Below are 21,136 nucleotides of genomic sequence, written 5' to 3' on the forward strand. Positions count from 1 at the left end.
AGTGTCCCTCTCTTGCCTGTAAAAGATGTTGCGCTGACGTGGCGGTTGTGTGGCTACGACGTCCGCCGACTCCCGAGGTAGTCGCTGTGCATGACGTCGAGCTGCTCGAGGTCCACGTCATATCCGCGACCGTCGCGAATCGTGTGGGATCGGTCGCAGATCTCGGCCAAGGCACGGACGTTCTGGTCGACCAGGAGCAGCCCAGCGCCAGTGCTGTCGGCGATCGACCTCAGTGCCTCGAGCAGGTCAGTCACCACGGCAGGTGCCAACCCAAGGCTCAACTCGTCGACCATGATCAATCTGGCATCGCTCACCAGGCCTCGTGCCACCGCCACCATCTGCTGTTGCCCCCCGCTGAGAAGTCCCGCCCTCGTGCTTAGGAAGGGCTCGATCGCCGGAAACAGACCCAGTACCTGCTCCCACTGAGGACCCCTGACCTTTCGACCGAGCGCGGCTGCCCCGAGTTCCACGTTCTGTCGGACGGTCAGCGAGGGAATGAGCCCTCGTCCTTCTGGGACGTGCGCGACACCGAGCGCGGCGACTGCGTCAGGCCTTCGAGGAAGTGATGTCCCCTCGAGTGTCAAGTCGCCCGCGGTCCGAGCGATGACACCGGAGATCGCGCGCAGCGTCGACGTCTTGCCTGCGCCGTTCGGTCCGACGAGTCCCACGACTTCACCGTGATCGACGCTGAAGCTCAAGGAATCGATGACATGGGCGGCCCCGAATCGGATCGCAAGATCGTTTACGACGAACATCGGTTCAGGCATGGCTGACTCCCAGGAAGACTTCGATGACCCTCTCTTGCTCGACGACCTCGTCGGGCGAACCTTGCGCGATCGCCCGACCGAAGTCGAGGACGGTCGCCGAATGGGCCACGTCGCGCAGAAAGCCGACGTGATGCGCAATGACGACGACCGAGACACCGGAGGATGAGTTGATGTTCTGCATGGCTGCCCGGACGCGGTCGATCTCATCCTCATGTAGACCGGCGGACGGCTCGTCCAAGAGAACGAGTCGCGGGCGCGCGACGATCGCCCGGGCCACGTCAGTGAGTTTCTGCTCGGCCAGCGAAAGGCCGTTGGCCCTCTTGTTCCACAGGGCTGGCGCCAGGCCAACGAGGGTGAGCGCGTCCTCAGCGGCGGACCGCGCACGTCGATCACGATGGAGCGTGGACCGCGTCGGCAGCAGGTCGCCCAGCAGGCCGGATGGATCCTCCCCGAACATACCGAGCTCCACGTTCTCCAGCACGGTGAGGTCACCGACCAGTGACGGATTCTGGAACGTCCGCGTGATCCCGAGAGCCCGGATCTGCTGCGGTGTCTTTCCGTTTAGCTCGACATCGTCGAGCCGAATCGAACCGGCATAGCGCTGCAGCCCCGTGATGCAATTCAGGATCGTCGTCTTGCCGGCTCCATTCGGTCCCATGAGCGCGTGGATACGACCCGTCTCGACCTTGAACGCGGCCCCGTTAAGCGCGCGCACGCCGCCGAAAGCGACAGTGACACCGCTGAGTTCGAGTGACGCCCCTGCGCTCTCACCTCCTGCTCCTGCTGCCAGGACGGAGGTCCGCTGGACGGAGGGACTGGCGTGCTTTCGCTGACGCCAAGGCATGCGGCTGAACCATCGCTCGAGCTCGCCATACAGACCCTCGGGCATGAAGATCAGCACCAGCACCAGGATGACGGCGTACGCCAGTTCCCGATAGTCACCAGCCTCGCGGGTGGCTTGTACAACGAGTGTCATCACAACGGTGCCGAGGATCGGCCCAGCGATGCTTCCCAACCCTCCGACGATCACCATCACGAACAGCATCAGCGACATCATCGTCGGGAAGTTCTCCGGACTGATGTAGGCGAGGACCTGTCCGAACACGAAACCAGCTGCTCCGGCAGTCATGGCCGAATAGACGAAGGCCGTCAGCTTGGTTCGCTGGACACGGATGCCCAAGGAAGCGGCCACGACGGGGCTACGCTTGATCACTCGCAGCGCCTTGCCAGATCGGCAGTTCGCGTACCTAACGCTGATCAAAGCAGTGATCGCCAGGATCGTCCACGCGAGGTAATACAGCGCCGAACCAGAGGTGAAGCTAAGCGAGCCGAGCGTGAGAGCCGGGACGAAGACGCCAGCTTGGGCGCCGGTATACGGAGTGAGTGCATTCATTCCGACGACGACGAAGACGACGAAGCCGAAGAAGAATGTGACGAATGCACCACCGAGCTCGCCCAGACGCACCATCGGTATACCGAGGACGATCGCGACGGCGCCGGCGACGACGATGCTCGCGGGGAGGGTCAGCCAAGGGTTCCAGCCGTGAACACCGGCAAAGTAGGCAGACGCATAGGCACCGATCGCCACGAAGCCGACATTGCCGATGGAGATCTGACCTCCGTATCCGGAGAAGATGTCCAGTCCGACGGCGGCGATGGCGAACATCAACGCCAGCGTGAGGCTGTCTTGCGTCCTGAGGTCGAGTCCGAGCAGAGGCGGAAACAGCAGGATAGCCAAGAGGGCGAGGACGGGCACCAGGGTTCCGCTGCGTGCGCGAGAAGAGAGGGCCACAGAAGTTCCTTCCAAACGTGGATTAGGGCGACGGGAGTGGCGTCAGAGCCGCTCGAGCGCGGCGCGTCCGAAAATCCCCTGAGGACGCACCACCAACGAGACGAGCACGAGGGCAAAGATGAGCACGGCCGCCATCTCGTGGCTGGCGTAGACAGAACTGACGCTGCTGACGGCGCCGACGATGAGTCCGCCAACGAACGCACCACCCAAGCTGTCGAGCCCGCCAACGACAGCCGCGGCGAACGAGAACAGGAGGAAGCCGTCCATCATGTTCGACGAGACGAGGATCGACGGCGCGACCAGCACTCCGACCACCACGGCCACAAGAGACGCGAAGGCCCAGGCAATCAAGGAGAGCCGACGCGTCTTGACCCCGAGCAGCCGGGCGATCTCAGGCCGCTCGGCCAACGCGAGGAACGTGAGTCCCAAGCGAGTGCGATTGAAGACCACTCCGCATGCCGCCACAAGGATTCCCGCAACAATGATGGTGCCCACGGTCAACCAGGAAATGGCGACCTGGCCGATGTTCAATGCCACCCCGTCGGGGAACACCGAAGGAAAGCTGAACGGCTGTCCCTCGGACCAGAAGATGTTTACGACCGCGGTGATCAGCATCAAGACGCCGAAAGTCCGAATAGTGATGTTGAGGGTGCCGGCGTCGTCCATGGGCCGCAGGACGAGCGCATAGATCGCGCTTCCGATGAACACCATGAGCACTGCGGTCAGGACAATCGAGACGCCCAGCGAGAGCGAGAAGCCATCTCCGAGTTTGACGACGAGAAAACTCGCGAGCATCGCGAGGGCCCCTTGGGCGAAGTTCGCCACGCCGGTCGCCTTGTGAAGCACGACAATGGAGAACCCGAGCAGTCCATAGAGCAGGCCAAGCGCGATACCCGCAATCAAAGTGCCGATGAAGAGCGACATCGTGCAAGGAATCCTTTCGGTTCGATTCGGACCGTCCTGCGGGCGCCGAACGCGCCCGCAGGACGGAGCGTTCACGGGGAGGGAAGTTCGACCTCGAACGAAGGGATGATCTTCCCTCCATCGAAGCCCAGAACGAAGAGACTGTGGATTCCCTGGTGATCGTCACCGGAGAACGTCACGGGCGGAAGGGCCTCGGAGACCTTCTTCTCGGACCAGGCCTCAACGGCCTTCGACACGGACGCGCGCGTCGGGTTCTTCCCGGCATCCTCGAGCGCTGCGATCATCGCTTGAGCGTTGGTGCAGCCGATCAGCGACTGCGCGTCGGCAATGAGTCCGGGTGCGTACTTCTTGAATGCCTCCACACACTCCTTGCCTTGATCGCTCGCCGGAGCCGCTGTCACCGAGAACGCCAGCGTCTTGCCGTCGATCGGGACATCACCGATGCCCGAGAGGAAGGCGTCCGTGGCGGCGGTGCCTGAAGTGAGTAGGTACTTCTGCGGGAATGCGGATTGGGCATCCATGGCCTTGACCACACGAGCCTGGTCACCCGAGGTGATCACGGAGACCACGTAGTCTGGCTTGAGCGACTTGATCTTGAGGATGGTCGACGTGACGTCGGTCTCGTTGATCTTGACCACTGAAGAGCCGACGAACTCGCCACCCGCGGCCTCGACGTCCTTCTGGACGTTCTTGATGTCTTCCTCGATTCCGGGGATGGCCTGGCCGATGTAATAGACCGACCCGGAACCAAATCGATCAAGCACGTCTGCGATGGCCGGGCCCGCCTGCTCGTCCCATTCCGGCTGGAGCATGAACACATTCGGCTCCGCTGCCAAGCCCGGCGCTTGAGCCCACGGGAAGAAGTAGGCGAGGTCCGAACCCTTCAGAACCGGCAGCACAGCTTGCGTCACCGCGCTTCCGCAGCCGCTGAAGAGCGCCACGACAGAATCGTCGGCCACGAATCCGCGGACGTTGGTGATTGCCTCGGACGGGTTGAGAGCGTCATCCTCGACGATGTTCTTGATCTTCTTGCCATGGACGCCGCCCTCGGCATTGACCTTCTCAAACCACGCGGCCGAGCCGTCGGCAATGGGCTTGCACGTTGACGTCCCACCACCGCTGAGCGGCATGTCTGTCGCGATGACGATCTCACCTGAAGAACTCCCCTCGGAATCGCTTCCACATGCTGCGAGACCGAGGCCCATCACAACGATCGCGGCGGCCAATGCACATCGCCTGCCGGACCGACGGAGGCCTTGGTGCCCGGTGGACGCCACTTGATCAAGTCGTCTCATCGTTCGTCCTTCTCTGTGGAACTGCACCACGAACAGTCATGGAATGTCGTGTGATGCACATCTCAATTTGATCAGCATGCTGATTGTAGACCAGCATGCTGACATTCTGTCAAGGAGTCCGCGAGAATCCTTTCCTCGCGCCTCGACAGCGACGAGAAAGGCCCGCCCGCCGGTGCAGTTAACCGGCAGACGGGCCAGGGTCACGCGCTCTGAAATGAGGCGGGTAGCCCTGTTGCGACGGCGTCAACGCTCCTTGCGCGAGAGATCCGAGATCTCGCCCTCGACCTGCCGGGCACAGTCCCGAAGCATCGAGTCCAAGTCTGCGATCTGCGCATCAGAAAGCACCTGCGTGATGGTGCTGTTGATGCGATTGACCTCGGGATCCATCAAGGCGAGCGCCGCAAAGCCCTCTTCGGTCGCCCTCAGGGACAACGCTCGTTCGCTCTCCGGATTGGGATCACGGACCACGAATCCGCGGCGTTCGAGCTGGCTCACGATTCGCGTCATGGTCTGAGGACGAACGAAGCAACGCCGAGAGAGTTGAGCCAAGCTGAGGTGAGGACGACTCGCGATGATTCGAAGCGCCGTGTAACTCGAGAGCGTCATGTTCCACTGCTGAAGACGCAGGTTGCCGATTCTGGCGACGGCGCGCTCCAGCCGGACAACGGCGTCCACCACATAGGTTGCCCGATCCATCGCGGGCACGTCATTGGTTGCGCCTTCACTCTCGTCCATCGGTGCCTCCGCCTCCAGCTCTCGGTCACATTGGGCCCTCAACGCCCAGACCTACTCTGTCAGACGGTGGGCCAGCCACGGCGCAGCGCAGGGATTGCTGCGCTGCGCCGCCAGATCACAACTCCTTCTTGACGCGCCGGGCGAAGTCGTCCAACGACGGATCCCACACGCCATCCACGCCAGTGGTCAGCAAGAAGGCGTCCACTCCGAGTTCGACGTACTTGCGCATCGAGTCCAGGACGCGGTCGGGCGTCCCGACCAAAGCGCCAGAGTTCGCAAACCCGCCGAGCAGGCTGACGAGCCGCGTCCAGTAACAGTCGTCGTGCAGCTCCTCATCGGCCGTGGCCAGCTGCCTCTGTCGTCCGACCGAGTTATCCGAGGACGACGATCGCAAGATCGAGCCTGAGCCCTGCGCCTCAAGGATGCTGCGCTCTGCGTACCGCGCCTGCTCCCACGCTTGCTCGTCGGTGTCACCCAGGAATACCCGCAGGCTAAGCGAGAACTTCGGGCGACGACCGTGTCGTTCCGCTGCCTCGGCGACGCGCACGATTCGTTCCCGGGTTCCAGCCAAGGGCTCGCCCCAAAGCATGTAGAGATCGGCATGCTTGGCACCAAACTCCACCGCGTCATCACTCTCGCCGCCCATGAAGATGGGGACCTGCCCCTGGAAGGGCTTCAGCGATTGGCGGATGCCCGCTTCGGTGTAGAAGTCTCCGGCATGGTCAACGGCGGCTTCGGCGGTCCACGCCTCTCGCACCACGTCCAGGTACTCGGTAGCTCGAGCGTAGCGTTCAGCCTTGGGCGAGTAGTCTCCCTCGCGCTGCAGATCCTTGTCCGAGCCACCAACGACCACGTTAATAGCCAGGCGTCCCCCAGAAAGCACGTCCAGTGTGGCGAAGTACCGCGCTGCAGCAGCCGGGTCCATGACGCCAGGGCGGTGCGCGACAATCAGGGAAAGCCGGCTTGTCTTGGCCAACATGTACGGCGCGTAGGCGTGGTTGTGCGGCCACGTCGAGGAGTAGCCGACCAAGAGCCGATCGAGTGAATCTGCCGCCTCGTACGTCTCGGTTCGCCGCACCAACGCCTCGTCGTCGGCGTCACCGACGACCATCGGGTTGTCGACACTGAATACTTCGACCACGTCAAACACTCCTCGTTCATTGGACCTTTGCGCGCCCAGCGCACTCAGGGTTGTAAGCATGCGAATCTAGTCTTAGCATGCTTATACCATCTCAGCAAGGAGCACCATGCCCGTACTCACGATTCCCGAAGCGCACCAACTGGTCAGTCGTTGCATGCAGTCCATCGGTTACCCGGCAAGCGACGCATCAGACATCGCGGACCACCTGATCGACGCCGAGCTTCGTGGCTTCTCCTTTGGCGGCCTCCCCCGTGGGCTGTCGGTGATTGAACGCAGCCTCGCCACTGCGAAGCCGTTCGAAGCCGTCACAGTGTTGAAGGAGACTCCCATTTCGGCAACATTTGATGGCGGCGATCAGGTGGGATATGTCGTCGGCCTGCGGGCCACCGAGACTGCGATCACGAAGGCTTTGGAGCACGGGATCTCGGTCGTGGGCGCTCGAAACACGTGGTACACCGGCATGTTCACCTATTACCTGGAGAAGATCACGGCCGCCGGGCTCGTCGGAATGATCGCGGGTAGCAGCGGTCAGTTCGTCGCCCCGTTCGGCGGATCGGAAGGACGATTCGGAACCAATCCGATCGCGTTCGGATTCCCCTCTGCCGACGATCCGATCATCTGGGACATCGGCACCGCTGCGATCATGTACGGCGAGGTGGTCCTAGCTTCCCGTACGGGACAACCGCTGGCGGAAGGGCTCGCCTACGGCCCCGACGGCCATCCGACAACTGACGCGACAGCGGCTTTGGAGGGAGCCTTCACCGTCTGGGGCGGCCACAAGGGATCGGGGTTGGCCCTGGTGGTCCAGTTGCTCGGCATGATGACCGGCGCCTCCGAAAATCCGGAAGGAGTCAGTGACGTCGGATTCTTCGTTACGGCGGTCGATCCCGAGATTCTCACCTCACGTGAGGAGTACGCCGCCAGGGTCGCTTCGTACGCTGACCAGCTGAGGGCAACCCGTCCGATCGATCCGTCCCGACCCGTACGTGTCCCCTTTGAACGTTCCGCACGCCACCGTCGCGACGCCGTAGCACGAGGGATGATCGAAGTCGAGGACGTCGTCCTCAACGGACTTCTCAAGCACGCCAGCGGTCGACCTTCCTAGCCAACAGTCCGGTCCCAGCACCTCGGCGGAGTTCACCACGACTCCGTCGAGGTTCGCCTCGGACCTACGCCAAGGAACCCCGGACGTGTTCGAACACCAGGCTCGTCTCGGTCAGGGCGAACTCCCCGGAAGCGCTGAGATAATCGACAACGAACCTGCACTATGCATCCGGAGACTCGGCCGAGACCTGAATGAGAAAGTCATTCGCGCCAGCGAGCAAGAAGACGTTCAGAACACCGGGCAGCGCGCCGAGCGTGAGGCCACTCCCCCGATTCCAGCTCGAGCAGAGGGCTGAAGCCGAACCGCGATCATCGCCTGGATCGGAAGCCCGATCGCGGCAGGTTCAATATCAGCCTGAACCCCCGACCTCCAGCGAAATGATCGTCAAAGTCAAGGAACTAGTCGAGTCGGAGTACGGGTGCCTTGTGAGGAGGTCACCCTCTTCCCCTACCTCCACCTGGCTGCGGATCCGGAGTTGACCGCCGCACTGCTCGCATCGAAGGCAACGGGCATTTCCTACGAAACCGTCGAAAGCGCCGGTTCGTTTCCCGTTGTTCGGCCGTTATTCAAGTGTCGTCGACGTTCGGTTCCACCTCGCCATTCCCCACAGAAGTCGGCGGGCGCAGCAACGTCAGAAAAGTCTTCGCGTCGTCTCATGCTGCGGGTTCTGCGCGTTACGCGCAGGTATACGCTGAGCCAGCCGATAGCACGCATCGCACGAGAGCGAGGATCGTCCACGCGATGCCGTATAGCCCGGTGATGCCGAGTTTCATGGGCGTTCCAGAAGAACAGCGGGACGAGTAGATTGCCCCAGCCAGGTCCGCCTTCGACGGTCGGGCCGCAGAAGGCCATCGCGTGCAGGTAGGCGAGTCCGACTCCGAGACCAATAGGGGACGGCCCAGGGACGGCCGCGGGGTGAGCGGAGTCAGGCGACGGCGATGTTGGTGCGCTTAGAAGCGCAGGTACTGGTGGACAGTGACTGTGAGCCAGAACGACAGCACGAGCATGGAGGTCTCTTTCGGGTGCGTTGTGTCTTCACCGTCCGCTCCCCGCCAACGCGTTCGAAACCGACCTGCCGTGATCTGTGGATAAGCCGACTCGAACGGGATCTGTGGTTCACACAGACCTCCCCCGAGACGCGGTTCTCGGGTCTCGGCGCGACTCGAGATCGTCGGCTTCGTCGGCGATGGCGCGGGCGCGTTTGATTGCTTGCCGGGCTCGGACATGGTCGAGTTTCTGCACGTCGGTGCGCACGTCGCCGAGCACGGCATCGGAGTCGGTAGGGTATCTGTCGCGGTAGGCGGCGACGGTGCGCAGTTCTTCGACCCAGCGCTCCCGAGGTGCGCCTTTTTGGGGTGGTGTGCCGAGGCGTCGGAACCAACGCTCGCTGCTGGTGAGCGCGGCTTCGGCCAGAGCAGTCGCTCGGGTCTCGATGAGTTGTTGGCGCTGGGCGAGGGCTTCGGCCATGTCCGGTGCCATCGGTCCGGTGGCTTGCGGGATGATCCCGGCGATGAGTCGGCGATGACCGCGCCGGCGGGCCCGCGCTGGCAACGAACCGGCACGTTTGAGGCGCGAGATGAGGACCGCGCCGACGTCATCCGCGTCATCCAGGGACCGCTGGCCGATGAGTCGGGGAAGTTCGGTTCCGAGGTTCAGTCCGTTGGCCTCGGCGCGGCGCAATTCAGCGGCGAGAGGCCCGAAGGAGTCCGAGGTGAGGACTTCGTCGATCTGGCAAGTAGTGAGACCGGCCCGCTTGAGCAGATCAATCCAGCGGGCCCGTTGGGCGACGACCGCGATCGTCTCGTACTCGGCGGCGAGTTGGGCGATCGAGGCCCAGTGGTCCTGTTGGGCTGCGATCGCCTGGTGGGCGGAGAGCTCGGCGCCGCTGTGCTGCAGCACGCCGCAGAGAACGGACCGGCCGGACACTTCGGACTCTCCGTGCGGCGTGTGGCTCTCGTCAGGTTGGTCGAGGCCGACGTAGGCGGTGTTGGCGTCGCGCCCGCGGGTCATGGAGACGTAGAGGTTCTCGCAGGTCGTCGAGCTGGTGACCACGACGTGGGCGGTGTCGACGGTGACGCCCTGGGCGCGGTGGGCCGTCACGGCGTAACCGAGATCGACGTGCTCGGCGACATACGCCGCAGGCAGGGTGACCGACCCTCCGAGCCGGACGCCGACGCGTTCGACCCGAAGGGAGCCGTCGCGCCCGGCGGCTAGGACGCGCCAACGGTCGCCGTTGCGGACCCACCCACCACGAGCGGGCTGGAGGTGTCGGTCGTTGCTGCGGGTGATGATCAGGTCGCCGGCGGAGGCGTGGGTGCCGTCGCCGAGGCGCACGTCGCGGGCTGTGTCGGTGTCGTCGTCGAGGATGCGTTCGGCGCGGCCGCGGGTGTTCAGTTCGATCATCGAGCCGGTGGATTCGGTGACGAGGATGCTCTCTCGGCCACTCCGGACGTCGGCGCGCCAGGCGAGGTAGGCGGCGTCGATCATCTGTGCCGTGGTGCCTTCACGGACACGGTTGTGGCGGATGTAGGTGCCGAGCACCGACTGACGCCCGAAGCGCAGTTCGAGAGAGGCTCGTCTCTCCCAGTCATGGGTGAAGCGGTGGACCTCGGTGAGTTCCGGAGTGTCGTCCCGGGAGTCGACGAGGAGGCTGAATGCTCCCCCGGCGTCGATCGACTGCAGTTGCGCCCAGTCTCCGACGAGCAGGACCTTCGCGCCGGCGGCTTCGGCCAGTCCGGTGACCCGGTCTAGGGCGAGCGTTCCGGCGAGTGTGGCCTCGTCGATAATGATCAGCTGGCCTGGGTGAAATCGGGTCCTGCCGTGGTCGTTTTCGTGGAGCCATTTGGCGGTGTTCTCACACGCGATGCCCAGGTCGTCGGCGAGGACTTGCGCGGCGACGGCACTGGGTGCCAACCCGACCACGCTGTCCTCGCCGTGCTCTGCTTGCCAGGTGCGTCGTAGCGCGTGCATCGCGGTGGTCTTTCCGGCCCCGGCCGGGCCGATGAGCAGATCGACATGTCGGCCTGAGACGGCGATCTGCGCGAGCGTCTGCGCCTGCTCCTCGCTGAGCCGCGTGCCCCTGGACTTCCGGTGCGCGGGGCGTTCGATCACGTCCAGGCGGACGACGGGTCCGGTCGTATCGCGCGAGCGTGCAAGAAGTCGGTCCTCGGCGGCGAGGAGTTCAGTCGAGGTGTAGATGATCGAGTGGAGGGGCCGGAACCGTGAGGTGCCGTCGTCGCGCGTGAACATCGCCGGGCTCGACGTGAGCTCCGGAGGGGTGATCATCAGCGATCGATGTTCGGCCGCTTCGACGATCAGTCCGACGACCGCTTCGCGATCGGTCGCGCTCGCAAACCGCCATCCCATCGTCTGGCGGGAGGCCTCAGCCCACAGGTTCCAATGCCGCCACGTCGCACGCTTCTCGCTGACCGCGCCGACCACGGTCTCGCCCAGCAAACTGATCACGTCGAGGCTGACGTCATCGGCACGAAGCGTTCGCACCGACATCTGGGGGCCGACGACACGACGGGCCCAGCCCAGAGCGTTTTCAGTCAGGATCTCGTCGGCTCGGGCCCGCCACTCATCGGTCAGGTCGGCCAGCGAGCGGACCTGCTTCTCGGGTCGAGTGGCGAGGGTGGCTTGAGCGCGCAGCCGGATGACGGTCTTCCGTGACGGGCGCTTCCCGTGATGAGCGACATAGTCGTCAATGAGTCGGTCCTTCTCGAGCTCGATCGCGTGGGACCGGCTGGAAAACGCGCGGATGAGTCGCTCCGGCACGAGCGCGAGTTCCCAAGACGGGTTGCGGTCCTTGCCACGCGCGCGTTGCTCCCATTCGATCCCGAACAGGTGGGTGATCCGGTCGGCGAGGACGGCGTTGTAGTGCTCGGACATCGCGACCACACCTGCGTGCAGGGCGCGACTGTCCAGGCTGCGCCATTTCCCGTCGGCCGCGGTCTTGACCTTGTTCGAGATGACGACGTGGGTGTGCAGCTGCGGGTCGCCGAGCCGCGAGTCCCAGTGATCGAACGCGGCCGCGACGATCCCAACGATGTCGGCCTGGGCGACGGCGCCCTGAACCGCTTTCTGTCCCACACGTGTCGTGGCGATCTCCCGCTCGAGCAGGTCCATGACCTCGTCCAGGGCCGCACGGTGCGCCTCGACGATCAGCGCCTGGGTGCCCGCATCCGAAAGGCCCCACAGCACGGACACCGACTTGGGGACGCTGAACGTGACGTCGAAGCCCGCGATCGCGCGGCTCTCGCCTAGTGCTCGTTCTTCGGCTTCGATGCCGGCGATCGCCGCTTCGCGCTGCAACGCCGACAGCCCCGTGCTCAGCGCCGCGATCCGCGATGTCATGCGTTCTCGGACCGAGGCGAAGTTCCGGAACGGAAGGCCGAGCTGCTCCCCGGTGATGGGATCGCGTCCGGCGCCCATCAGCAACGCCAACTGCTCGGCCGCGACCGGGTCCCCGCTGGTCAACGTTTCGTCGCCGAGGGCGTGCAGGCCAGATCCCAGCCATCGTCCGGGCGGCGTCCCCATCTCGGTGTAGTACCGCGTCATCGGGGTGGAGACGGCGCGGTTCCCGTCTCCTGCGACCACGGACTTGAGCAAGTACCTGTAGCCGTCGCCGGCCGACATGACCTTCATCGACACCGTCACGGTGAGCGCACCTCCTGCGCGATGTAGGTGCTCACGATGAACCACAGATCCTGTTTTGGCCGAGTTATCCACAGGTTGCCGCGTACTGAGACCACCTCGGTTGCCAGACGTGTAACCCTCCAAACACCGGTCGCGAACACCCAGGCGGCAGGGGGTGTTCGGAAACCGCGGGACACCTACGCAGCAGGACATCGACTTCGGGAGGCGAAATGATCGATGAGACACAGTTGCATCTGGTCCTGCACCAGTGACTCAATGAATCGTGACGGCGTTCTCGCCGGTCGCTGGTGGTTGCTCCGCGCGCACCCGCCTCGGGCCGGATGCGGAGGGCAGACATCGGGGGCGGTGACGATGACACGCGCAGCACACCTTCTCGCTGCGGTCGGGATCTTGCTGGCCGCGCTGACCGGCTGTTCAGACGACCCTGCGCCGATACCTACCGCCTCGGCCTCACCGACGGTTACGGACGCGACGACAACTCCGCCCACTGAGTCGCAGATCGCAACGACTGCGGCCTCGCGGCTCATCGGCGAGTACTACGCGACCGTCGACGCGCTGAATCAGAACCCGGCGCGATCGATGGGCGAACTCCGACGCGTCGCGACGAGTGGGCAGCTCACCGCGCTGCAGCGAGCGATCGCGACCATGCGTCGCGACCGTGAACGCCAAGTCGGCCACACGCGAGTAGCGGAGATGACGGTCCAGTCGGTAAGCCTGGACAACTCCGACCCGGAAGCCGGCAACGTTCCGACGGTCGTGATCGACGTGTGTTGGGATGTCAGCGGCGCCGACGTCGTGGGACCCAGTGGCGATTCGGTCATCCCGGCGAACCGGCCGGACACCGGATGGACTCGCTACCTCGTCGCGAACTACGACTGGTCCGAGAACCCGGACGGCGCCTGGCGTGTCGCCGGAGGCGAGGACCTCGAGATGACGCCATGTTCACCCGCAGCCTGACCAAGGTCACCGCCCTCGTGGTTCTCCTGGGTTGTGTCACCACCCTTGTCCCTGCCGATGCCGAACCTGAGTGCACCCAGGTCAACCCGGTCAAAGGTGTGTGCTTGACGGTCGTGGAGATTCCCGCCGGGCCCGGAGAGCCCACCGATCCGCCCAAGGACTCGCCGAAGGACTCCGGCTCCGGCGCGAGCTGCTACTGGGACGGGAGAAAGAACGGAATCACCAAGCCACCACCCGGACCAGTGCCGTGCAGCACCGACTTCGGTTATTGGTCCAACGCGTCGAACTGCTACATCCGGTTGACTGACCCGCAGCCTGCTGCCGGTGACCCCGCTTGGCAGGGTCACGAACCCGGTGACGGGAACGTGTACGAATGCTGGCAACCGCAGACGGACCTCCAGGTCCAAATCTGGTCCGCTGCTCCCCCACCCAATTCCGGCGCCGCCCCGACCCCACGGGAAGTCGCCCAACTCGCCATCGACCGGATGAACCTGCGAGCGATCTCCATCGGCATCGTGCCCGAACCAGGTCGCGACCGCATCGGAATCGTCGGCATGCCCGTGTGGATGTGGGTAGCCAACGCCAACGAGAACACCTGGGGTCCGATACGTGCGTCAGCATCGGCGGGCGGGGTGACCGTCACCGCGGTCGCGCGGGTCCACCACATCGAGTGGGACATGGGTGACGGCATGGAGGTGACCTGCCGGAACCCTGGCACCGCTTACCAGGCCGCGTACGGCAAGAAACAGTCGCCGACCTGTGGCCACATCTATGAGCGGGAGAGCGCCGACCAGCCCGGCGACAAGTACACGGTCACCGCTACCTCGACATGGGTCGTGCGCTGGGAAGGAGCCGGACAGAGCGGCACCTTCCGCTTCGGTGGATTGCGGCGCTCGGTTCAGATCGCCGTGGGCGAGGCCCAGGTCCTCGTCCAGTAGTCACATCTCGGGGTGACGTCAATGAACGGGAACACGTTCGCACGGGAACGGCATCGCGACCGCCATCACGAATCGACCTCATCGGCCAGCATGTAGGCCTCCCCGATAGTTCCTCAACGGTGCCGCCGAATCGGCGGCACCGTCTGACCTGCGCAAACGCCGCCGATCGCGTCATCAAGCGCGAGGCCTGAACTTCCTGTCCCCAGCGGCACCGACGCCCTCGGCGAGGAAGCCGAGTTTTCGACGTGCAGCGACTGCGCGGTCGTAGACCGGCGCTCACCGCTCGCGACTCACGTTCATACACCCCACCAATGTGCACCCTGACGAGCGCCGGACGTGCGCGAACACCCATCGGTTGGCCACTGTCCTGGGAGGCCTTCTCCAGTGTTCGCGCAGGTCAGAGGCCGTTCGCAAACTTCCGGCAGAAATCTCCAGGACTCTCCACGCGAACACCCCGAACGCCCCCTTCTGGGGGCAGGAGGAGCGCACGGCACGGCGTCTGGTCGGCCGTTCGCCAGCGGGTACTTGTAGCTGCCCCCTTTTTGCCCAGTAGGGACGGCACGCAGGACCAGGCCTACGGGGCCACCGCGACTCGAGCGGCGACCTGCTGTTGCACCTGGGCATAAACGTCGACGTTCAGCTCGGGTGCAACCCAAAGGGAAAGGACGACGCCAAAGTCGACCCGTTCGCCTCGTAGGCCGCCGGCCTGACCCTTGCAGTTGACCGTCAACTCAAGGTCGGTGCCCTGCCCCACGCCAACAGCCGGGACTACTTCCCACTCGACGTGCTGGAGGGTGCCCCTCTTTGGCTTGTCGCCGACTGCGCCAAGTGCCGTACCAAGATTGCTGAGACCCTTCGGCTTCGAGAACTCCAGCACGGCGCGACGGTACTGCCGATGCCTCCAGTTGACGGGAGACAACCATGCGAGCGTCGCCGTCACTCGTTTGACGCCGCGCGCCTGCAAGCCGTTCGGAAGGGGAAGCGCCAGCGTCCGTGCCTCGTTCTCACCTATGTTGCCTACGAACAGAATGGAGGCTTCGTTGGGGTCACACCCATCAGCGAGGTGCCGGGCGAGAATGCCGTAACCATGAGCGGCGTGCCTCAGGCCGTCGTGCACGATTAGGTCGTCGGGAACGCGCGCCGCGTGCGTAACCATGGCCTTCGTGGCAACTGCGAGTTCCGAACGCGTTAAGTTGCGCCCAGCGAGATCCAGAACCGTGTCGACCGCGCGTGCGGCGGCACGTGAAACCGATGCGGCCGCCGGACTAGTACCAACGGTGAAGGCCTCGCCGCCAGCTGCAGCGGCAACCTTGATTCCCGGCCCAAGGGCCGATTGTGTCGCCGGGTGGATCTCGGTGGCACCACCCACCATCGGCAGCATGAATCGTGAGCGTCCTCCCGGAGCTATCACATCCGGTTTGACCGACCGGTGATGGCCGGAGCCCAGTCCGCTCGTCGGGCTCACAATAAGAGTCCCGTCAGCTGGGTCGAATTGGTAACCAGTGACCGGCACATCGCCGGCTCCGTCGTCGTTAAGTGCGCCAACCGTCACGGCATTGATCGCGTCAGCTGGAGCCAGAAGACTCCGGCGCGGGTTGGTGTGTGCTACGTGTGAGTTGACGGCCGCCGCCCGGTCCGCGCCCGTGAGATCGACCAATGCATCGGTGCCATCAGGCACCGTCAAAGTACCGTGATTCCCAGACGAGACGATGATGACGACTCCGTACCTGACACTCAACCAATCGAGGGTCCTGGCCCAGGACGACACCACGCCGTCGAACGGGGCGGCGGGATCTCCGACGGAGAGATTGACGACCACCACGGAAGGTGCCGTAGCGTCGGTAAATCCGTCGCCCTCGAAGAGTTCGCGGAAGACCCTCCTCATGAGATCCGGGGCCAATTCCGCGGAAGGGAGTTCCTCCCACTTCCCCAAGGTGTCTTGGGCTGGCGTAAGAATGGGACGGACGAGCACCGGGCGGGTCGCAGGGGCCTCGTTGAGGGAGAGGTCCCCCCATACACATACCGACGCCATGGCCGTTCCGTGCCGTCGCAGTCCCGTGTCCACGACGGTTTCGGCGGCCAGATCATCAGGGTCCGTCACGATGATCCGATCACGTAGCAACGCGTGATTTGCCACCGGCACACCGTCGAGGACGCACAGCACAGGGTCACCCGTGGGCGGTGCGGCTGTGGAGGTGCCACTTGGAGCGACTTCGTCGGAGATCGAGTACGACTGGGAGCTGACCCGGAGGTACATGACATGTGCCGACTTCACGGCCGTAAGAGCGTCGTAATCACCTGATGCGAGCGCCTGAAGAACGTCGAGCGGAACAGTGCACTTCATCCCGTGGTAACCAACGTCCGCGATCTGAGCCGCGGAGATTACGCGCCCGCCGCCCAGCTCGATCAGGGCAGTGACATCAGCCTCCGCCTGGTGGCGAGCGGTCTCGGCCCGCCGGTACCAGAGTTCAATCTCAATGGTGTGGTCGCCGGGGAGCATTCCCTTGAGTGCCTCTGCGACGTCACCGGCTCGCACACGGTCCGCGGGACCCCATGGGCGAACATCCTTCAGGTGCTCGAACAACCTCCGCAGGGGCGCATAACCCGTGTCGACCTTTCCAGTGTCCTGCCACTTCCGCCATTGGCGTAGGACATTCGCCTTTGCCTCCTCGCTGACACACACCGCGTGGAGGCACCCGCCGACCGGAAGATCTTGATTCTTCGTGGTTCGCGGGAAATCGGAGTCAGGCTCGTAATCCCGGGCAACATCGATGAGGATCTCCAGCCCAGCACGCACGGCAACGTCGCTCAGGTCTTCACGCTCGTCGATAGCTTCAAACACAACCACCAACTGCGGCTCGCTCGCCCCAAGCGATTGACTCAGAGTCGCCTGTTCGCTGAAGGCGTTGTCGAGATCGGTAAACCGACTCCCGAGGCGCTGACCTTGCGATGCTCGCGACGGCACCTCGACGGTCGCGCTGCCGCCTACATTCGGCTTGTATGTGACAGGAGGCCCGACTTGACCCCACAAGATGGGCCGGTCCGCGTTGAGAACCTCAGCCATTTGAGGCAGGCTTCGCTCGGGCCGCCCAGACTTGAAGAATGCGTTCGGTCACCCGTGCCGGGTCCGCGTCGAACCCGTCGAGAATCTGCCGGCGCTGCACGTCGGTGGCGAAGTCCTGTAGCTCGGCGTAGCTCACGTCTCTGAGACGGTCAGCGATCGTGCGCTCGGACTTCCCGAAGCTAACGCCAGTCCGGGCCGACCAGGCACGGAGCCACTCGACCTTTCCGTCGCGACTTGCCTTCGGCAAAGAGAGGCGCAGTTGCATCCGTCGCCACACGGCTCGATCGAGGAGTTCCGCGTGGTTCGTTGCTGCCACGACGATGACGTGACTTGGGAGCCGATCAACTTGGAGCAGCAGCGAACTCACGACCCGTTTGATCTCGCCTGTTTCGTGTGTGTCCCCGCGTTCCTTCGCAACAGCATCGAATTCGTCGAAGAAAAGTACACATGGCCTGATTCGGACTGCGGAGAAGAGGCTGTCCAGTCGGCTTGCCGTTTCCCCAAGGAACGACCCAATCAAGGCTTCATAGCGAACCGTCAGCAGAGGAACCGCAATCTCCGTCGCTATAGCTTCAGCGAGGGTCGTCTTGCCCGTGCCAGGAGGACCTTCGAGCAAGATGCGGTGTCGCGGCTCGACGCCATGACTGCGAAGAAGGTCTCGGCGGTGATGTTCCTCGATAACGTCGGCGGTCGCTTGCCTGACAGCGGAGGGAAGTACTAGGTCCGTCAGGCGACTCGAGGGTTCGGTCTCATGGAACAATCCCAAGGACTCCTGCGGGCGCGATAGGGGCGACACCGACGAGGCGGGGTTCTTTCGCCTCGTGAGCGCGTCGGCCAACTGTGACGCGAGAACGCCATGCTTCTTCGCGTTCTCTTCGGCAATGAGCGCCTCGGCTGCACGGCGGAACGCAAGCTCGTCTCCCCCAGCGCCGGATTGGACCAGCGCGAGGAGAAGATCACCACGCGCCATTGGTCTTCCTCTCGTCCTGCACAGTTTCGCAGACTCACGCCGCGACACGAGGGAGGGGCGAGCCGGCGTGGGGTTGTCGTCGGGGCCCAGCCTGTCATGGCACGACGACGTCTGCGTGAGAATCCGTCCGCCGGCCAGGTCAGTTGCGTAATACCGCCGCGTAGGACCTCTGTCATTTCAGACAGTCGCAGCAGCGATAACCCCATACCCCGAGCCGACGAGAAGAATGACCCACGAGAAGAGGGACCTGCGGACCCGCCGGAACCTGCGACGAAACTCCGGAGTTTCTATCTCGTCGATCAACTCTCGCACGTCCGCCCGTCGCCGCCAGCGCCGAACCGGATGCCACCACGAGATCTCGCTCCGCAACAGATCGCGAGCTTCCCAATGCCTGATGACCTCCTGCTCATCATCCCGGATCTGAGACAGAGCGATTGCTGCTTGGATGATCGATGCACCAGCAAGGGCGATCGCAGAGAAGATTAGAAAGGTGCTCACGGGCCACAGGGTTCCAGAAACCACCGACAGGCGTAGGGCCACCAGGTCAAGGCCGCGGCGTCGCGCCGTTCAGACACCTAGGCCGTCTGAGCGGGAATGCACTCTCGGCGCACCACTCGCAGCTGATGCTCGCGCAGCAGTCGTGGACTCCGCCGCCGTTCGAACACCAGAGGTCAGTGAGTTGCGCGACATTCCTGTCTCCCGGCCAGTGCCCAGTCTCTGAGATGGTTACTCGCGGGGAAACCCGCTCGCCGTGGAAGTATCCCGGGACGCCGTGAAGACCCCGGCGAGCGGTGCGCTTCCCCCAGACGCGCCGTATGGGGCCCGGAGCGGTCCCCTCCGTCCGCTCCGGGCCTATCCATTCGCACACTTCGACGACGTGCTCCGAAGCCCTGGAGTAGCGTGAAAAGGCGCGGCCCAGGGGAAGGGGCCGCCTGCTCGAAGTTTGGGGACTTCGGAGCACCGGACCGCTTCACCAGACGCAAGTCAGGTGAAGCGGTCTCTGTTCGCGTCGGTGCTCGGTCTCTCAAGGGCAAGAGGCACGAACGAAGCTCAGGGCGAACCGCTTTCCTCATCGATGAGGTCGTCGCGACGCGGCGAAAGAGATTCGAGGATCTCGGCAGTCACCGGATTCACGCGTTCGTCCCGTTCGATGTAGTGCTCCTTCGTAATCGCTGAAGACGTGTGGCCGAGCATCTCGGCCGCGAGCTCGGCACCGCCAGCGCGATCCAGAAATGTCGCCACCGTTCGTCGGAACGAGTGCGGAGTGACGCCCTCGATCCCAACCGTCTCAAGGATCGTGCGCAGACGTCGACGGACGTTGTTCGTCGTCAGCGGCGTGCCATTGCGGGTGAAGAACAGGAGGTGCTCTGGGTCATCGGCCGGCACGTCAGCGAGTCGTTGACGGATCGCCTCGGCCGTGAAGGCCGGCACCGCCATCGTGCGGACTGACTTCGCCGTCTTGGGGTGTGCTTGCCGAAACGTCGGCTGCCGCGGCGGTGACACGATCGTCCCGGACAGGCGGACCGTGGCGGGTCGGCGCGTGACGTCGACATCGCATCGCCTGATCGCCAGGACCTCTCCGATCCGCGCCGACGTCCCGAGCATGACTTCGATGATGAGCTCCAGCTGGCCGTCGGGCTTCGGCCCTGATAGCCCCGCTTCGCGCCGCCAACCCCGAACCGCCGCCCGAATGGCCTCGATCTCCTCGAACGTGGGCGCCGAAGTCTGGCGTGGAGGCTTCCTGAGTCGAGCCGTCTCTCTGACCGGGTTTCGGGCCAGCGCGTCGTACCGCACTGCGAGCCCGAAGGCGAGACTCAGCACCGTCTTGGCCTGCTTGGCCATGCTGTGGCTTCGAGTGGTCGCGAGCTTCTTGAGGAATCGATCCACCCGTCCGGTGCTGATCTCCCGCAGGGCCAGATGCTCGAACGCCGGCAGCACGAGCTGGCGCATGTTTCGCTCATAGAGCGCCCGGGTGTTCGCCGCCAGCTTGCCCTCCAGGTCGAGGTCCTCGAGCCACACCTCGACCAGCTGGCCGAAGGAGCTGTCAGGTGTGAGCTCCGCGTAGGCGTCTCGTCTGGTGCGCGTGGCGATTGACTCCTTGAGTCTCCGCTCAGCGGCTCGCCGCGTCTCCCCCACCGCCGAGATGAAGCGGACCTTGCCGTCGTCGTCGCGGTAACGCGTGCGAGCTTGGATGCGGCCGCTGGCGGTCTGCTGGTAGTTGATGTCGCCGAACGTTCCGACGGCCAGACGCGAGCGAGTCATGACAGACCCCCTGCGGTCAGCGGGTGACGGCGGGGCGGTGCGCCGTGCGTTCTCGCTGCTGCTGAAGCCAGTCGCTGACGTCGCTCACGAAGTACCGGACGTGTCGGCCGATCCGCACGGAGTCCGGTCCCGTTCCGTCCTGACGCCATTTGTACAGCGTCTTGACTGGCAAGCCCAGGTAGGCCGCCAAGTCCTCGATCCCCACCATCGGGTCGAGGCCGTCGATTCTCGTGTTGGTCTCCATACCCCGAAGGTGCGCCGCGCAGGTCGCAGTGCGAACTGGCGAGCAGCGCCGGAACATCGATGGCGACGCAGGAGGCGAGATCGCGCCTCTGGCGCTCAAAGCGTGCAGTAAACGTGCAGTTGATCAAATCTCAAAACTTTCGGGCCCGGAAATCCGTTGGATTTCCGGGCCCGATTGGTAGCGGGGGCAGGATTTGAACCTGCGACCTCTGGGTTATGAGCCCAGCGAGCTACCGAACTGCTCCACCCCGCGTTGCTCAGACAACTCTACCGGAGGGGGTGGA

At 64.2% G+C, this 21,136-nt stretch carries 14 protein-coding genes and 1 tRNA gene; 3 read left to right on the forward strand and 12 right to left on the reverse strand.

Annotated features, from left to right (window positions below):
- Positions 1-53: 53 nt before the first annotated feature.
- From ACK99Q_RS00260 to ACK99Q_RS00285, 6 genes are all read right to left on the reverse strand, one after another.
- Positions 54-767, reverse strand: coding sequence for an ABC transporter ATP-binding protein (locus ACK99Q_RS00260; protein WP_410184259.1), 714 nt, complete (start codon positions 765-767; stop codon positions 54-56).
- Entirely contained in the window at positions 760-2,523 is a 1,764-nt protein-coding gene (locus ACK99Q_RS00265; protein ID WP_410184260.1) for an ABC transporter permease subunit, read from the reverse strand. The genes ACK99Q_RS00260 and ACK99Q_RS00265 overlap by 8 nt, the downstream gene beginning before the upstream one ends.
- A gap of 78 nt (positions 2,524-2,601) precedes the next feature.
- A complete protein-coding gene (locus ACK99Q_RS00270; RefSeq protein ID WP_410184261.1) occupies positions 2,602-3,483 on the reverse strand; it encodes a branched-chain amino acid ABC transporter permease in 882 nt (293 codons plus the stop codon).
- Between the two features lie 71 nt (positions 3,484-3,554).
- Positions 3,555-4,709, reverse strand: coding sequence for an ABC transporter substrate-binding protein (locus tag ACK99Q_RS00275; protein ID WP_410184262.1), 1,155 nt, complete (start codon positions 4,707-4,709; stop codon positions 3,555-3,557).
- Between the two features lie 312 nt (positions 4,710-5,021).
- Positions 5,022-5,513, reverse strand: coding sequence for a MarR family winged helix-turn-helix transcriptional regulator (locus tag ACK99Q_RS00280; protein WP_410184263.1), 492 nt, complete (start codon positions 5,511-5,513; stop codon positions 5,022-5,024).
- Positions 5,514-5,628: 115 nt separating this feature from the next.
- A complete protein-coding gene (locus ACK99Q_RS00285; RefSeq protein WP_410184264.1) occupies positions 5,629-6,654 on the reverse strand; it encodes an LLM class flavin-dependent oxidoreductase in 1,026 nt (341 codons plus the stop codon).
- A 106-nt stretch (positions 6,655-6,760) separates the two neighbouring features.
- Between ACK99Q_RS00285 and ACK99Q_RS00290 the strand changes: the two genes are divergently transcribed.
- A complete protein-coding gene (locus ACK99Q_RS00290; RefSeq protein ID WP_410184265.1) occupies positions 6,761-7,759 on the forward strand; it encodes an Ldh family oxidoreductase in 999 nt (332 codons plus the stop codon).
- A gap of 1,116 nt (positions 7,760-8,875) precedes the next feature.
- On the opposite strand, the gene mobF is transcribed toward ACK99Q_RS00290, so the two are convergent.
- Positions 8,876-12,418, reverse strand: coding sequence for a MobF family relaxase (gene mobF, locus ACK99Q_RS00295; protein ID WP_410184266.1), 3,543 nt, complete (start codon positions 12,416-12,418; stop codon positions 8,876-8,878).
- Positions 12,419-12,808: 390 nt separating this feature from the next.
- Here mobF and ACK99Q_RS00300 point away from each other — a divergent pair, with 390 nt between their 5' ends.
- Both ACK99Q_RS00300 and ACK99Q_RS00305 read left to right on the forward strand, forming a co-directional pair.
- A complete protein-coding gene (locus tag ACK99Q_RS00300) occupies positions 12,809-13,375 on the forward strand; it encodes a hypothetical protein (protein ID WP_410184267.1) in 567 nt (188 codons plus the stop codon).
- Positions 13,357-14,313, forward strand: coding sequence for a hypothetical protein (locus ACK99Q_RS00305; RefSeq protein ID WP_410184268.1), 957 nt, complete (start codon positions 13,357-13,359; stop codon positions 14,311-14,313). The genes ACK99Q_RS00300 and ACK99Q_RS00305 overlap by 19 nt, the downstream gene beginning before the upstream one ends.
- 574 nt (positions 14,314-14,887) lie before the next feature.
- Here ACK99Q_RS00305 and ACK99Q_RS00310 read toward each other — a convergent pair.
- The 5 genes from ACK99Q_RS00310 to ACK99Q_RS00330 form a co-directional block, all read right to left on the reverse strand.
- Positions 14,888-17,377: a S8 family peptidase gene (locus ACK99Q_RS00310; RefSeq protein WP_410184269.1), complete on the reverse strand. Its 2,490-nt coding sequence runs from the start codon at positions 17,375-17,377 to the stop codon at positions 14,888-14,890.
- Positions 17,370-18,347, reverse strand: a complete 978-nt coding sequence (locus tag ACK99Q_RS00315) for an AAA family ATPase (protein ID WP_410184270.1) — start codon at positions 18,345-18,347, stop codon at positions 17,370-17,372. The genes ACK99Q_RS00310 and ACK99Q_RS00315 overlap by 8 nt, the downstream gene beginning before the upstream one ends.
- A gap of 1,050 nt (positions 18,348-19,397) precedes the next feature.
- Positions 19,398-20,609 carry a tyrosine-type recombinase/integrase gene (locus tag ACK99Q_RS00320; RefSeq protein ID WP_410184271.1) on the reverse strand — a complete coding sequence of 404 codons (1,212 nt, stop codon included), beginning with the start codon at positions 20,607-20,609 and terminating at the stop codon, positions 19,398-19,400.
- Between the two features lie 16 nt (positions 20,610-20,625).
- Positions 20,626-20,853, reverse strand: coding sequence for a helix-turn-helix transcriptional regulator (locus ACK99Q_RS00325; RefSeq protein WP_410184272.1), 228 nt, complete (start codon positions 20,851-20,853; stop codon positions 20,626-20,628).
- Between the two features lie 175 nt (positions 20,854-21,028).
- Positions 21,029-21,105 (reverse strand) — tRNA-Met (locus ACK99Q_RS00330).
- Between the last annotated feature and the right edge of the window lie 31 nt (positions 21,106-21,136).

The organism is Aeromicrobium sp. MLTX1, from assembly GCF_046452335.1.
GTDB lineage: Bacteria > Actinomycetota > Actinomycetes > Propionibacteriales > Nocardioidaceae > Aeromicrobium.

Excerpts from the sequence above, each read along its gene's own strand:
- ACK99Q_RS00260 (WP_410184259.1), bottom strand. The coding sequence starts at position 767 with ATGCCTGAACCGATGTTCGTCGTAAACGATCTTGCGATCCGATTCGGG.
- ACK99Q_RS00270 (WP_410184261.1), bottom strand. The coding sequence starts at position 3,483 with ATGTCGCTCTTCATCGGCACTTTGATTGCGGGTATCGCGCTTGGCCTG.
- ACK99Q_RS00280 (WP_410184263.1), bottom strand. The coding sequence starts at position 5,513 with ATGGACGAGAGTGAAGGCGCAACCAATGACGTGCCCGCGATGGATCGG.
- ACK99Q_RS00290 (WP_410184265.1), top strand. The coding sequence starts at position 6,761 with ATGCCCGTACTCACGATTCCCGAAGCGCACCAACTGGTCAGTCGTTGC.
- ACK99Q_RS00305 (WP_410184268.1), top strand. The coding sequence starts at position 13,357 with ATGTTCACCCGCAGCCTGACCAAGGTCACCGCCCTCGTGGTTCTCCTG.
- ACK99Q_RS00310 (WP_410184269.1), bottom strand. The coding sequence starts at position 17,377 with ATGGCTGAGGTTCTCAACGCGGACCGGCCCATCTTGTGGGGTCAAGTC.
- ACK99Q_RS00315 (WP_410184270.1), bottom strand. The coding sequence starts at position 18,347 with ATGGCGCGTGGTGATCTTCTCCTCGCGCTGGTCCAATCCGGCGCTGGG.
- ACK99Q_RS00320 (WP_410184271.1), bottom strand. The coding sequence starts at position 20,609 with ATGACTCGCTCGCGTCTGGCCGTCGGAACGTTCGGCGACATCAACTAC.
- ACK99Q_RS00325 (WP_410184272.1), bottom strand. The coding sequence starts at position 20,853 with ATGGAGACCAACACGAGAATCGACGGCCTCGACCCGATGGTGGGGATC.